Source organism: Shewanella sp. HL-SH4 (assembly GCF_051164845.1).
GTDB classification, from domain to species: Bacteria; Pseudomonadota; Gammaproteobacteria; order Enterobacterales; family Shewanellaceae; genus Shewanella; species Shewanella glacialimarina.
In genome coordinates this window covers 34,040-48,043 of sequence record NZ_CP195036.1, presented here as the reverse complement: position 1 = coordinate 48,043, position 14,004 = coordinate 34,040, and the positions used below count along the sequence as shown (strand labels likewise).

Genomic DNA, 14,004 nt, shown 5'->3' with positions numbered 1-14,004 from the left:
TGTTTACTACTACACATTATGAGAGCTTGAGTTAGTTAACTTGAAATGGTCGCATAATCATGTGAATCGCTTGGGTAATGGTGTCCCAGTGTTCATTTATTATGGAAGTTAAATAATGTTCGAAACTAGTCATAAAGATCGCTACTAACTGAAAAGTTAGAAACTAATAAAAAGCGACCGACTCATTGAGTGGTCGCTTTTTTTGCCCAGCGAAGCTGGCAAACCCGCTAGGCTGAAAGATGCCCAGATCAACCCTACTGAGGGGAAGATAATCGCAAAGGCGTTGTTGGTCAACGACAGGGTCTGAAGGAAGCCATAGGAAGTTAACAGTACACAACGCAAGTGAACCTGCTTCGGCAGTTGAGGTGGGTAAGCGTGCAAAATAACGCAAAGTCCTATACTCAGCCAGACCTAAGCTGTGTTTGAGGGTGGCATTGTTAACAGGGAGTCAGTGCAGTAACTGGGGAAGCCTGGCACTGAATCCGGATATAGACCGGAGACATTGAGTCAAGGCGAAAGCCAAGATCAATTTTAGTGTGTGGTGGCAGATGACCCCGTAGTAGTAGTAGTAGTAGTGAGTTAAGCTTGGCCTGTGAAAGCCTGTAATGGTGTGGAGGACAAAAACAAGCTGACCATCAACAATGCGTTTTATGGAACGTTAACGGTCAAAAGCAGTTAAACGTTGCGAAGGGGTGAAGTACATTTTAAGTCTGTGATGAGCAGATGTTTTTTTTAGTGGTACCCAAACCGACTTGCTATCGGGGTATTCCTGCTTGGTTGATTATGGAAATAATCAACTGAAATGAGAAACCGTACAAGGGAGTAGCTTTGACAAACTTTAGTAAATTACCTGAGCTTCGGATAAGAAATTAGCTCCCCAAAGGAACTAAATGCTCGTTCCTTGATCCGATCATTCGACCAAGAGTTATTAGAAAAAGAAACGAGCATGAATAAATTAGTGAAACCTACTGTGATTTCGAGCGAAACTGGCAGAAATCCAGATCAATACAAAGAAGCTGTTTAACGACTTAAGCGACAACAGTCTTTAAAAATACAGTTTAGTTTAATTGACGAAATCAATAAGAAATGTTCTACTTTAACTTTGTGCATCTGATGGTTATTTCTTTGAAAAATAAGTTTCTAAATTTAATATTAGCGATTGCGATTGTAATACAATCGTTTGTAGCTATTGCAAATTCACAAGAAACGCATACATTAGATGTACAACATATCCAAACCGAACATTCTCACGAATATGATAGCCAAATAGTTGATAACGAATTACCAATAGAAGGTGAACATAGTGTTGAGGACTGTCATCACTGTGGACATTGTCATGGGTTTCATTCTCAATGTTTGACTCAAACTAAACCTAGTATTGATCACAATATACTAGTAACTCATCAATACCTATATTCATATCAATATGCTAATGCATACTCTGATAACCCAATAATCCCTCCTATAAGTTAACTCTATTTGAATAGCTCATTTTAGCTGAGCATCTTTATATTCTTGTCTACTTACGATTTTACTGTCGTCAGTTAACACTACCAAAATAAATATGAGTTTAATTTATGAAAATATTTTTTAAAAAAAGTATTTGCGCCATGCTATGCGTCGGTATGTTTTTAGCTATGTTAATCAATATACAAAGAGCAAATGCACAACCAACATCGACGTCTTGGCTGTCAATGCAAATAAACAAACATCCAAATATTATTGCTGCCAAAGAAGAAATGAATGCTGTTTTTTCAAATGCGGAAGGGAACAAGCAACCGCTTTATAATCCTGAACTAGAGACTGGTTATGAGCGAGAAGGTGACGCTAATAATTATTCCATTGGCATTAATCAAACGATTGATTGGTGGGATAAACGAGAAACAAAAGAGCAACAAGCTAACTTTAGCTTAACTCAAGCAAGCAAACACTTTGACTTTCTTGTTCAAGAAAAGACAGCGCAAGCTTTACAAGCGTTAATTACTTGGCAAGCAGCTAAAAAGCAAGCTTTTATAGCTCAAGAACAAGAAAAGCAGTTGGAAACCATACTTGATTTAGTTAAGGATCGTCAAAAAGCAGGTGATCTTGGACAAGTAGATGCTGAACTTACTTTTTTAAGTTTATCTCAAATGTTGAATGTTACCGCAAAAGCACAAGTTCAATTAAAACAAGCTGAAGCTCAAGTCAAGGAGCTACTGCAGGATTGGACGCCGGATAAAGAGGTTTTACCTGCGCAAGGTTTGACTATCAGCAATTATCAATTATCACCTCAATGGCTTCAACAACATCCTTTAGTTCTAGAGGCAAAAGCGCAGTGGCAAATAGCTAAAAGTAATGCTCAACTGTCAATGTTGGAGGCTAAAGCGGACCCTACTATCGGTATAAATGCAGGTAAAAATGCAGGAGACAATGTGCTTGGAGTAACGCTTTCAATGCCTCTGAACATTCGCAACAATTTTTCAGCACAAGCAAGAGCTGCGAATCAACAAGCATTAGCTGCCGAAGCAAATTTTCTCTCCATTATGCGCAAACAACGGTTTTCTATTCAATCAAGTATCGACACCTTGCTCACTTATCAAAAAAACTATCAACGTTGGCAACAATTGATGGATGGAAGAGGTAAACGTAGTGGCGACTTGCTGCAAAAGCAATGGCAAAGCGGTGATGTGAGCACTACCGAGTATTTACTCGCTTTACAACAGCGTGCTGAAGGTCTTAAAGCGGGCATAGACTTACAAAGTCAATTTCAATTAAGCCAAATAGATTGGCTATTACAAGTGGGGCAAATTAAGACTGTGCTCCAACAATTATCTCAGCCTTGATCATTAAATGTAATTTGAATAATTAATAGTCAATGAACCAATTTTGGAAAAAACATATGAATAAGCAAATTAAATTAATAACGCTGGCCGTACTTTTTTGTGGAATAACAACCATAACTACTGCGACATTTGCAAATGTTCAATCATCTGAAAAAAACGAAAAGCATGTTGAAGAAAAAGATGATGGACATGGACATGAAGCTAAAAATGAGGAGGAAGAAGGTGCGGGAGTTAAACTTTCAAAGGGGCAATTAACTTTAGCTGAAATTAACATAACCGTACTAGAGCCTCAGACGATGGCTTACAGTATTTATGCTCAAGGGGAGATAAAGGCTAATGATTATACCAGTTATTTAGTCTCGCCAAGAGTAGATTCAGTGATACTAAAACGCCATGTTGCTTTAGGTGATCATGTTGAAATCAATCAACCGTTAGTCACCCTATTTAGTGAGTCAATGGCTGAAGCTCAAGCCAGCTATAGGCTCGCTGATTCAGAATGGAAAAGGGTTCAAAAACTTGGTCGAAAAGCGGTAGGTGAGAAACGCTTTATAGAAGCTCAGACCGATTTTGAGGCTGACTTAGGACGATTATATGCGTTTGGCTTATCTACTGACGCTATTATCTCTTTGACTACCAACACTAAAAAACTGGGGCAATACACTCTAAACGCTGAGACTTCTGGCGCGGTATTATCTGATAATTTTCGTCAAGGCCAACGCATAGAATCGGGCGGTACTTTATTTGAGTTGGCTGATGAAGATACGTTATGGGTTGAAGCACGTTTAGCTCCATCAATGGAATTGGACTTACCTGAAAATTCAAAGGCGCAAGTAAATGTAGGTAACAATACATACATAGCTACGATCACTCAAAAAGCTCATACCATAGACCCAGTAACTCGCACACGTATTATACGCTTACAGGTTCAAAATGTCGGTCATAAGCTTCATCCAGGCTTATTTGCGGATGTCTATTTTGCCTTTGAAACGGACAAAAAAGTTCTGACTGTGCCTGAAGAAGCATTAATGCGTGGTAGTGATGGTGATTGGATGGTGTTTGTTGAAGAAAATGGCGAATTTAAAGGTGTCGAAGTTGAATTGGGACGACAACTGGGAAAATCACGTGAAATTTTTGGTTTGCCATCAGGTACTAAAGTCGTTACAACTGGCGCTTTTTATGTTGCCGCGGAAATTGCCAAAGGCAGTTTTGATGCTCATAACCATTAATTAACTGATAATTGGAGAACTAACACATGTTAAATCGTTTGATTGACTGGTCTGTCGCTAACCGATTATTGGTGATTCTTGCCTTGATTGCGTTCACGGTTTCGGCCTTTTTTATTATTCCTCGTTTGAATTTGGATGCATTTCCAGATGTTACCAACGTACAAGTGGCAATTAATACTGAGGCGCCTGGTTTGGCTTCGGAAGAAGTAGAACAACTCATAACCTTTCCAATAGAAGCCGTAATGTATGCATTACCTGATGTTGAAGAAGTACGCTCTATTTCTAAAACAGGCTTGTCTGGTATTACGGTTGTTTTCAAAGAAGGCACCGATATTTATTTTGCTCGTCAATTGGTTTTTGAACGATTGCAATCAGCAAAAGAATTGATCCCTGAAGGGGTTGGTACACCTGAAATTGGCCCAAACACTTCTGGTTTGGGGCAAGTATATCAATATTTATTGCTCGCTGATGAAGACTCGGGGTATGACAGCATGTCACTTCGAAGCCTTAACGATTGGGTGGTTAAATTACTCTTAATGCCAGTAGATGGCGTTACAGATGTTTTAGCATTCGGCGGAAATGTTAAACAATACCAAGTAAATATTAATCCTTCTCGTTTGCTTGCTTACCAATTAACTCAACAAGATATCGCTAATGCATTAGAAGATAATAATGACAATGCGGGAGGCTGGTATATGGATAGAGGCCAAGAGCAACTTATTATTCGAGGTGTTGGTTGGTTAAGTAGTGATGAAAAAGGTATTGAAGAACTAAAACAAATCCCTGTTAAAACAATTGAAGGTACTGTTGTTTATCTTGCTGATGTGGCAACTGTTGAGTTTGGAAGCGAAATTAGACAAGGCGCAGTCACCATGAGTAAACGTGTTGGTACTAACGGTAGTAAATTTCTAGGTGAAGTTGTATCCGGCATTGTTTTAAAGCGTATGGGCGCAAATACCAAAGTTGCCATTGATGGCATAAAAGACAGAATACCACTTATTCAACAAGCCCTGCCAAAAGGTGTCACGTTTGAACCTATTTATGATCAAGCAGATTTGATTGAAAAAGCAGTTAGTACGGTCGCTGAAGCATTGATAATGGCTTTTATCTTTATTGTTATCGTGTTAGTACTTTTCTTACTGAATGTTCGAGCTGTTTTATTGGTACTTATTTCTATTCCACTTTCTGTTGGGATGGCATTAATGATCATGGCTTACAATGGCTTGTCTGCGAATTTAATGTCTCTGGGTGGTTTAGCGGTTGCTATTGGTATGATGGTCGATGGTGCGGTGGTGATGATGGAAAATATTTTCAAACATCTCAGTCAGCCAGACCGTCGTCACGAACATAGTCATAAAGGAATGCATGACAGTGAGAACCCTTTTGATGTCGAAAAAGATGTCGATGTTAGTTTACGTATACAAATTGCCGCTAGAGAAGTAGCTAAGCCAGTATTTTTTGCAGTAACAATTATTATGGTGGTTTTTGCGCCATTATTTAGCTTAGAAGGGGTTGAAGGCAAACTATTTCAGCCGATGGCTATTAGTATTATGATTGCTATGGTTGCGTCGTTAGCCGTGTCTCTCATTGTTGTACCCGCGTTAGCTAGTTACTTGTTTCAACGAGGTTTTAAAGCACGAACCAGCCCTTTCGTTAGTGTGCTAGAAAAATTTTACCGTCGTAGTTTAACAAAGGCAATGAATGCAAAGAAAGTGGTTCTTATAGGGGCTGGAGCCTTACTTGTTGGTACATTATTTTTAGTGCCAAATTTAGGTACTGAATTTGTACCAGAGCTTGAAGAAGGCACCATTAATTTACGTGTAACAATGGCTCCATCAACCAGTTTAGCGACAGCGCTTTCAGTTGCCCCTAAACTGGAAAAAATATTACTTGAATTTCCTGAAGTTACTTATGCTACCAGTCGTATTGGCCGAGCAGAAATTGGTGGTGATCCTGAGCCAGTGAGTAACATTGAAATCTATATTGGTCTCAAACCAGTTGTAGAGTGGACCAGCGCTAAAACACGCCATGAACTACAAGGTTTAATGGAAGTAAAACTTGAGAAATTCCCCGGTTTACTACTGAATTTTTCTCAACCTATCGCAACAAGAGTAGATGAATTACTTTCTGGTGTTAAAGCGCAGTTAGCCATAAAACTATTTGGTGCTGATCTCGATGTCCTGGCTCAGCAAGGTCAAGCTATTGTTAATGCTATTCAAGGTGTTGATGGTGCAAGAGATGTAGCGATGGAGCCAATAGCAGGAGAATCTCAGTTAGTCGTTAGACCAAACCGTCGTCAATTATCTCGATATGGTTTATCGATTGGTGATGTCATGAGGTTAGTGCGAAATGGTATCGGTGGTCACGAAGTAGGGCAAGTCATTAATGGTAATGAACGTTATGATATTTATCTGCGGATAGACAAAGCGTTTAGAAATCAACAACAAACTATTGCTGATTTACGACTACAAGCCCCAACAGGTGCATGGGTACGACTAGGTGATGTTGCAGATATTGCCATTGAATCAGGCCCTCCTCAGGTTCGCCGAGATGATGTTCAGCGACGCGTCGTTATTCAAGCCAATGTACAAGGGCGAGACATGGGTAGTGTCGTAAAAGATATTCGAGCAGCAATTGCAACTAAGGTTGATTTGCCTACGGGTTATTCTGTTGATATCGGTGGGCAATTTGAAAATCAACAAAGAGCACAGCAACGACTAGCTATTGTTGTGCCACTTTCTATTGGCATTATTGCGTTGTTATTATATTTTGCTTTTGCCAGTGTGGGTCAAGCCATGCTCATCCTCGTTAATTTACCTTTAGCTATGATTGGTGGCATAGTTGCCTTGTATATTTCTGGTCAATACCTATCTGTACCAAGTTCAATTGGTTTTATTACCTTATTTGGTGTTGCGGTTCTCAATGGTGTGGTTATGGTTGAAGCGATTAATCTACGCATTGAAACAGGTACGGAAAGTATTGCTCAAGCTGTTTACGAAGGTGCTATATCAAGACTTCGTCCCGTATTGATGACAGCGATTACTTCTGCCCTTGGTTTGATACCTATTATCATGTCAACTGGTGTTGGCTCTGAAATACAACGGCCATTAGCTACAGTCATTGTGGGTGGACTGGTCACTGCGACGTTCCTTACTTTATTTGTTCTTCCCGTACTTTATGCTTGGTTTTCTAAAGGTCGGATTGAAGAAATGAGAAGGTAGTGCTGCTTGGTTAAATAAATATAACTGTTTGCTTTAACTAGATATCCCGTAGGTATTCGCTGCGGGATATCAATTTATAGGAGAAAGTAATGTCCGACAATTCACATCAACACCCAGCTAGCCATGGACACAGTCATATTCCTAAAGATATGTCTTCAAGTCGTATTGGCTGGGCATTTATATTAAATGTTTGTTTTACTATTATCGAATTTATTGGCGGCTGGTTAACCAACAGTACCGCGATAATGGCAGATGCGGTTCACGATTTAGGAGATAGTTTATCCATTGGTCTCGCATGGGGATTAAACAAACTCAGCAAGAAAAGTCGCGATGAAACGTTTAGTTACGGCTACCACCGTTTTTCTTTACTTGGTGCGCTAATTAACGGTGTTGTCTTAATCGCGGGATCGATTTGGGTATTAACCATATCATTTCCTCGATTGATATCGCCAGAAATGCCTGATGCTCAAGGCATGTTGTGGTTAGCGATATTGGGGGTGATTGTTAACGGTTATGCTGCTTTCAAATTAAGTGAAGGGAAAACATTAAACGAACGTGTACTTAATTGGCATTTATTGGAAGATGTCTTAGGTTGGGTAGCCGTATTAATTGTTGCTATCGTCCTAATATATATCGAACTCCCAATACTTGATCCCATACTTTCAATAGGATTTACATTATTTGTTCTTTTTAATGTCTTAAAAAACCTCCGTACTGCAATACGTCTGTTTTTACAAGCAACACCTGAGAAAGCCATTCAAGAAAAAATAAAAATTGAATTATCAACATTGAAGTTTATTGAAGATATTCATCATTTCCATTTGTGGTCCCTTGACGGCGAAAGGCATGTTCTTACAGCTCATTTAGTAGTGAATCATTATTTTGATCAACAAGAATATATGGCAATAAAGCATGAAATATCAACACGACTTAGCCCTTTTTATCTTGAACATACAACACTGGAATTTGAGTTCGTAGACGAAATATGTAGAGATTCAAAAAGCGATTAGAAATACTTTCAAAGATGAAAAGTAAGCGATCAATTAATCCCACATACCAATAATTTTCAAATTTAGCATGATTATTTCCAAACTAAATCTAGGCGAACAATCATGTCAAAAAACGATAAAATACAATACTGGCAGCGTATTTTTCAGCAGCAAACTGAAAGTGAATTAACCAAAGCTGAATGTTGTAAAACCAGTGACTTAACCCTATCTACATTTTATGCGTGGGCTAAAAACTTAACCCGCATTCGTCACCCACTAAGCAAAAAGTGGTGCCGCTGAGCGCGTTGATCTAGGCAAGGCGTAGTTCGCCGGACGCAAATATCCCCGCTCATATTAAATCACTTTTCGCTTCAAACGAGTTTTGGGGCAAAAGTGATTTGTAAGCGGTCAATGAACTGGTGAAGCTTATTCTGCTTCACCTAAATCAACATTCCACGGCAGCAAATCAGTCATATCATCTAATGGTGCACGCTTGGGTAATTCCGTAAATAGATGACGGAAATAGTAGTAGGGATTCAAATCATTGGCACGGCAGGTCATCACCAGGCTATATAAGTTCGCACTGGCTTTAGCGCCACCCACCGACGTCGAGAACATCCAATTTTTTCGTCCTGTGGTAAATGGCCTTATATCTCGCTCTGTAACATTATTATCAATACTGATATCCCCATCTTCAAGATAGGTCAGTAATTTGGGCCACTGATTTATGGTGTAAGTGATGGCTTTGCCCAATACCCCTTTAGGTAAAACATGTTGGCTGTTCAGCCAAGCATAAAATTCATTGAGGATAGGTTCGGCCTGTTGCGTTCTCAACTGTTGACGCGCTTGGGAAGTTAAGTGTTTTGCCTGTTTTTCTATCCCGTAAAGTTTGGCTATGTAACTGAGCGCTTTTTCGGGTTTACCTGCTTTTTTTGAAGGCGATGCTTTTTGAGCATCGGTAAATTTCCTTCTCGCATGTGCCATACAAGCGGCTTGAGTGACCTGTTCAAGCGTATTGTAAGCACTGTAGCCATCGGTCAGGAGGTAGCCTGAGTATCCCGTTAGGAAATCCTTTACACAGGCAGCGGCACGACTCGGTTGATAGTCGTAAATAACCGCTGGGTTTTCTGCAAATTCACCACTGCGGTAAACCCACATGTACGACTTAGTTTCGGCTTTTCTGTCTTCTTCTCGAAGGACTTGTACCGTTGTTTCATCGGCACAAATCAGCTTTTCGCTCAGGAGCTTATCCTTCATTGCATCGATAATGACTTGGACTTTATCACCTAGCTGTACACACCAATTTGCTAGCGTGCCTCTGCTGATTTCAATACCGGAGCGATTTAAAATATCAACCTGGCGATACAGTGGTAATGCATCCACGTATTTAGCCGTGACAATAGCGGCAAACGTTTCAGCACTGCCCATGCTTTTAGGCAACATACTCGCAGGCTTAGGGGCCGTAATGACTTTATTGCTGACGTGTGTTTTTTCACATTGACGACACGTGTATTTGGTACGCTCATGACGGATAACGCTGACTTTCTGTGGAATGATTTTGAGCTCTTCGCTGACTTCTTTTCCGCATTCATGAAGGGGTGTTTGGCAACATTCACAACAAGGGGCACTGAGTTCGTGCAGATAAACTTCACGCTCAAGCGCTTCAGGTAACGGTTTTCTGCCTGTTTTAGCCTTGCTCTTATTTACGTTGGGCAACGCATGTTGCTGCTCAGCTTCGTTAAACGTGCCTTTGGCTACCTTTTCACTTTGTGATGAAAAACGTTTTGATTTACTTAAGTTGAGTTGTTCAATAAGCAGCTCAATTTGAGTTTGAAGCTCACTCACTTGCTCCTGCTTAGCTTGAAGCAATACTTTTTGAGCATCATTCTCTTGCTGTAGTTGCAGCAACATAGCTTTGAGTTGTGCTATATCATCAGGTAGGTCAGTCAAGGTGGCTCAGGGCTTAAAAGGTTATCAATATCCTTAGTCTGACAGCGAAAAATGATCGTTCAAGTAAAAATTTGCGATCAACATTCGCCGTCACACTTCAAGTCCAAATATGGGTCGATGCGCCTTAGGATTATCTAAGGTTAATCCCGATAATAGCCACTGTAATTGCTGCTTGCTGATATGAACTGCGCCATCACATTTAGGCACCGGCCACTTAAAGTGGCCTTTTTCGAGGCGGCGATAATAAAGCCAAAATCCATTGCTATCCCAAAATAATATTTTGAGCTTATCGCGGTGTCGATTACAAAAGATAAACCAGGCCTGGCTAAAGGGGTCCATTTCAAGTGTGTCTGCGACGATTAATGATAATCCATCAATCGACTTTCTCATGTCGGTGACACCGGACACTAAATACACGTTACCAGTGGGAGTCATTGTAGTGCTGCAACCCAATGTTTGATTTGTGTTTGACTGAGCATCGAAGGGAGTTCAGCGCGAATACCGTTAGGTAATAATAGCACCACGACATCAGTGCTTTCCTGGTCAAAGACAATGGGCTGAACATGTTGCTTGGCCTCTTTACTGTTGAGTTTTTTGACCCAATAGTAAAGTGTTTGATAGTGGATTGACCGCTCAGTACAAAATTGTTTAATCGGTAAATGGCTTTGTTTGAACTCAGTCAGTATTTGAGTCCAGTGGTCATGTTTTTGCGATTGATTCATAGCACCTCCTTTGTAAAGAAGCACTATGCCAAAAGCTGATTTTTATTGGTATGTGGGGTTAATTGACCGCTTACTTTACAACGGCTATCGACCACTGTATTTACATTACTCTGAAGATTTCCAATACGCTTTGACCGCTTACACTCCCACTTCGAAACAGGGTCTTGTTTGTCCCAAACCTGCATTATTTGGCGCTGTTGTTTACTCATTTTGTATCTAGGGTAAGTCTGCTCCATATACATGTATGTTCGAGCGATAACGCCACGAGCAGCTGTCGGTGGTTGTGCCTTCCGATCATCTATACGCATATCACAACTACCAAAGTCAGACACCGCTGAGGGCAGCATAGTAAAGTTGTAGTTGCTGCGTAGTGCGTTTACTGCACCGATGGCAGGGAAAAGATTGTGCATATCGGCTTGCATATATCGATACTCTGTATTCATCTTCTCAGCACACTTACGTCCCTTTAACGACTTACCTTTGTTATCGACACAACTCTTGTGACCATCACGCCACTCACTGAAGGCTCTGCCAAAGTTCTCCGCCGGAACTACATGTTCCCACTCAACCCGTTTTGCCCGTTTAATGTATTTAGAAGTAACAAAACCTGTAGGTGCTTCGATGTTCTTTTTAGCGTCAAATTTAGCACCACAGTAGATGGTTACGCGGTGATCTTGATAGACCTCCCGCTCGAGCATCTTCTTTGCTTTGTTGAATGAGTCATTAGATGTATTTCCTGCTGCAATGGCTGTAGAGCTGAGAGCCAGTAGAAAGAGTGGTAGACCAATTTTGAGGAGGTTCATTGAAAACTTTAAGCTAAGGAACAGTGACTAGATAATGCCTGATTTATCTAGTCAGACCAAGCATATGAGTGATACTAACAGTGAAAACATTAATCAATGCGAAAACCTAGTTAACACTTAATGCTGGGTACACTGAGCCATTTGGTTGTGTATTGCGGAGTTAGCAGGTCACGGCGCATTGACCACTTATGCTCTATGCCTTGCGCTGCTAGAAACATCGTATCACTTCCATAACGTTGGTTAATGTCATCTAGCGTATGCATCAAAGCTGGATTAGCTTTAGGAGGGTTAAACAAATCGAATTGGTTTTGTTTTTCGTTGGCTAGATCAATAAGCCCTATACCGATTTTGTAATAATGTATGCCTTCACGAAAAAGCTTTGGTGCGGCTTCACTCATCGCTTTGGTTAGCTCAATAGTGCAGTTGGTTGGACATGGGAAATGCACAATAGCTTTGTAGCTTACTGGCCGTTCATCATGAGGTGAGTTGCTGGCAAAAATCAGCATAGTCTTACAGTTTGAGCCTTGCTTACGTGCTTTACTCGATGCGATAGCAACATGCTTACTCAATGCTTGCTGTAACGACTCAAAATCAGTGATCCGCTCACCTACGCTTCTAGTCGAAAATATCTGCTTTTTATCTGCCCTCACCTCATCCCATACTTTACAGGCTTGGCCGTTAAGCTCACGAACGGTACGTTCTATTTCAATACTAAATTGCTTTCTTGCCAAAGTCGGCGGCATAGACGCGAGTTGAAACGCTGTACGGATATTCATTAGTTCAAGTTTCTTACTTATTCGGCGTCCTATGCCCCAAACATCCCCTACAGCAAGCTGCTTTAAAATAGCAATACGCTCTTGCTCATTACTAATGAAACAAACCCCTTTGTAGCCCTCAATCTTCTTAGCTGCATGGTTGGCGATTTTAGCAAGAGTAAGCGTTTCACCAATACCCACACAGACTGCTAATCGCGCTTCTTTCCACACTGCACGGCGGATTAACTGGCCTTGAGTAAGGAGGCATTTGATAGCGGGATAGCAGTTTTTAAAAGAGAGGAAGCTTTCATCAATAGAGTACACATGTTGCTCAGGGGCAAAGCGGCCAATGATGTCCATCATTTTGCTAGATAAGTCAGCATAGAGTTCATAGTTTGAGGAGCAGACAATAACACCACGTTGAGCGCATAAAGCTTTAACTTGAAAGTAAGGTAGAAACTTCCCAATGCCAGCTTCTTTAGCTTGACGATTAGCAGCAACAATCATCCCATCGTTGTTACTTAGCACAATAACAGGCTTACCACGCCAATCAGGGCGAAAGACTTGTTCTGCACTGCAATAGAAGCTATTAGCGTCAACTAGAGCAAACATCTAATTACCGCACAACAGAGGGCTTTGACGGTGGCAACGAATAGAACGAGTGACTACGCCTTCAATACTAAAATCATCGTATTCATGAATTATGACAGGCAGGTATTGCTGATTAGAAGAAAGGAGAACACGCCGCTTGGTGTCTAGAATCTTACAAACAAACTCGCCATTAAAATTGGCAACGATGACATCGCCGTTTCGAGCCGTCTCATGACGATCAACAATGATCATATCACCATCAAAGATGCCGACGTCTTGCATCGACTCACCTTGAGCAATGCCTATAAAGGTTGAGCTTGGATGCTCAATCAGTAAATCATCCAGGCTAATACCTAACTGAGAGTATTCAGCCGCAGGGCTTTCAAAGCCAGTGATGCCCGCACGGGCTGGTATAGGTATAACACGCATAAAACAAAACCACTGTATATAATTACAGTAATATTAGCAGTAAAATATCAAGGTGCAAGTCTATTTTTTACAATCTAATAATGCATTGCTCTTTTACTTGTGGAGCAACGAACTTGTAACGTTTTATTTGATTATGTAACGAAATCAAGCTATCTTGATATCGTAACGTAATCAAGAGATTCTAAGTATGGCAGATAAAAGTGAAGAAAATAAAGGGGCGCATGGTGGTGTACGTAAAGGTGCTGGCCGTAAGACTCGATATGAAAAAACGATAGTGATGAGAGTACCTGAGCAATATAAAAATGCGATCAAAGCATTAATTCAACACATAGATGAATGCGAAAAAGTTGATCATCACTACTCACCTGTAGTTTCTCAACCTATATTTACAAGGTCGTTGCAGGGCAAGCCGCAACAAGTTACTTTTACGGTGAGTTCAGTAAAAGCAACTTGATATCGTTACATAATCAAATGTCTTTATCAAAAAATTTTTTTA

General features: G+C 40.6%; 13 protein-coding genes. 7 read left to right on the top strand and 6 right to left on the bottom strand.

Annotated features, from left to right (window positions below):
* Positions 1-1,125 precede the first annotated feature (1,125 nt).
* From ACRWQL_RS00215 to tnpA (ACRWQL_RS00190), 6 genes are all read left to right on the top strand, one after another.
* Positions 1,126-1,473, top strand: a complete 348-nt coding sequence (locus tag ACRWQL_RS00215) for a DUF2946 domain-containing protein (protein WP_188741094.1) — start codon at positions 1,126-1,128, stop codon at positions 1,471-1,473.
* Positions 1,474-1,577: 104 nt separating this feature from the next.
* Positions 1,578-2,822: a TolC family protein gene (locus ACRWQL_RS00210; protein ID WP_160056811.1), complete on the top strand. Its 1,245-nt coding sequence runs from the start codon at positions 1,578-1,580 to the stop codon at positions 2,820-2,822.
* Positions 2,823-2,878: 56 nt separating this feature from the next.
* Complete coding sequence (locus tag ACRWQL_RS00205) at positions 2,879-4,048, top strand: efflux RND transporter periplasmic adaptor subunit (protein WP_160056810.1); 1,170 nt, start codon at positions 2,879-2,881, stop codon at positions 4,046-4,048.
* Between the two features lie 26 nt (positions 4,049-4,074).
* A complete protein-coding gene (locus ACRWQL_RS00200; protein ID WP_182699030.1) occupies positions 4,075-7,269 on the top strand; it encodes an efflux RND transporter permease subunit in 3,195 nt (1,064 codons plus the stop codon).
* An 89-nt stretch (positions 7,270-7,358) separates the two neighbouring features.
* Positions 7,359-8,279, top strand: coding sequence for a cation diffusion facilitator family transporter (locus ACRWQL_RS00195; RefSeq protein WP_223419168.1), 921 nt, complete (start codon positions 7,359-7,361; stop codon positions 8,277-8,279).
* A 102-nt stretch (positions 8,280-8,381) separates the two neighbouring features.
* Positions 8,382-8,558 (top strand): IS66 family insertion sequence element accessory protein TnpA, encoded by a 177-nt coding sequence (tnpA, locus tag ACRWQL_RS00190; protein ID WP_182680760.1) that lies wholly within the window; start codon positions 8,382-8,384, stop codon positions 8,556-8,558.
* Positions 8,559-8,684: 126 nt separating this feature from the next.
* On the opposite strand, the gene tnpC is transcribed toward tnpA (ACRWQL_RS00190), so the two are convergent.
* The 6 genes from tnpC to ACRWQL_RS00160 all read right to left on the bottom strand — a co-directional run bounded on the left by tnpC (position 8,685) and on the right by ACRWQL_RS00160 (position 13,508).
* Positions 8,685-10,208, bottom strand: a complete 1,524-nt coding sequence (gene tnpC, locus ACRWQL_RS00185) for an IS66 family transposase (RefSeq protein WP_434949743.1) — start codon at positions 10,206-10,208, stop codon at positions 8,685-8,687.
* 90 nt (positions 10,209-10,298) lie between these two features.
* Positions 10,299-10,643 (bottom strand): IS66 family insertion sequence element accessory protein TnpB, encoded by a 345-nt coding sequence (gene tnpB, locus ACRWQL_RS00180; protein ID WP_432283198.1) that lies wholly within the window; start codon positions 10,641-10,643, stop codon positions 10,299-10,301.
* Positions 10,640-10,930: an IS66 family insertion sequence element accessory protein TnpA gene (gene tnpA, locus ACRWQL_RS00175; protein WP_124018462.1), complete on the bottom strand. Its 291-nt coding sequence runs from the start codon at positions 10,928-10,930 to the stop codon at positions 10,640-10,642. The genes tnpB and tnpA (ACRWQL_RS00175) overlap by 4 nt, the downstream gene beginning before the upstream one ends.
* Before the next feature lie 23 nt (positions 10,931-10,953).
* Positions 10,954-11,733, bottom strand: a complete 780-nt coding sequence (locus ACRWQL_RS00170) for an endonuclease (RefSeq protein ID WP_434949740.1) — start codon at positions 11,731-11,733, stop codon at positions 10,954-10,956.
* 110 nt (positions 11,734-11,843) lie between these two features.
* Positions 11,844-13,100 (bottom strand): Y-family DNA polymerase, encoded by a 1,257-nt coding sequence (locus ACRWQL_RS00165; protein ID WP_434949738.1) that lies wholly within the window; start codon positions 13,098-13,100, stop codon positions 11,844-11,846.
* The gene (locus ACRWQL_RS00160; RefSeq protein WP_182699042.1) at positions 13,101-13,508 is read right to left on the bottom strand and encodes a LexA family protein; all 408 of its coding nucleotides are present in this window, start codon (positions 13,506-13,508) and stop codon (positions 13,101-13,103) included.
* 187 nt (positions 13,509-13,695) lie between these two features.
* Between ACRWQL_RS00160 and ACRWQL_RS00155 the strand changes: the two genes are divergently transcribed.
* On the top strand, positions 13,696-13,962 hold the full coding sequence (locus tag ACRWQL_RS00155; RefSeq protein WP_182699043.1) for a hypothetical protein: 267 nt from the start codon (positions 13,696-13,698) through the stop codon (positions 13,960-13,962).
* Positions 13,963-14,004: the final 42 nt, after the last annotated feature.

Excerpts from the sequence above, each read along its gene's own strand:
- ACRWQL_RS00170 (WP_434949740.1), bottom strand. The coding sequence starts at position 11,733 with ATGAACCTCCTCAAAATTGGTCTACCACTCTTTCTACTGGCTCTCAGC.
- ACRWQL_RS00210 (WP_160056811.1), top strand. The coding sequence starts at position 1,578 with ATGAAAATATTTTTTAAAAAAAGTATTTGCGCCATGCTATGCGTCGGT.
- ACRWQL_RS00195 (WP_223419168.1), top strand. The coding sequence starts at position 7,359 with ATGTCCGACAATTCACATCAACACCCAGCTAGCCATGGACACAGTCAT.
- tnpA (WP_124018462.1), bottom strand. The coding sequence starts at position 10,930 with ATGAATCAATCGCAAAAACATGACCACTGGACTCAAATACTGACTGAG.
- tnpB (WP_432283198.1), bottom strand. The coding sequence starts at position 10,643 with ATGACTCCCACTGGTAACGTGTATTTAGTGTCCGGTGTCACCGACATG.
- ACRWQL_RS00160 (WP_182699042.1), bottom strand. The coding sequence starts at position 13,508 with ATGCGTGTTATACCTATACCAGCCCGTGCGGGCATCACTGGCTTTGAA.
- tnpA (WP_182680760.1), top strand. The coding sequence starts at position 8,382 with ATGTCAAAAAACGATAAAATACAATACTGGCAGCGTATTTTTCAGCAG.
- ACRWQL_RS00200 (WP_182699030.1), top strand. The coding sequence starts at position 4,075 with ATGTTAAATCGTTTGATTGACTGGTCTGTCGCTAACCGATTATTGGTG.
- ACRWQL_RS00205 (WP_160056810.1), top strand. The coding sequence starts at position 2,879 with ATGAATAAGCAAATTAAATTAATAACGCTGGCCGTACTTTTTTGTGGA.
- ACRWQL_RS00165 (WP_434949738.1), bottom strand. The coding sequence starts at position 13,100 with ATGTTTGCTCTAGTTGACGCTAATAGCTTCTATTGCAGTGCAGAACAA.
- ACRWQL_RS00155 (WP_182699043.1), top strand. The coding sequence starts at position 13,696 with ATGGCAGATAAAAGTGAAGAAAATAAAGGGGCGCATGGTGGTGTACGT.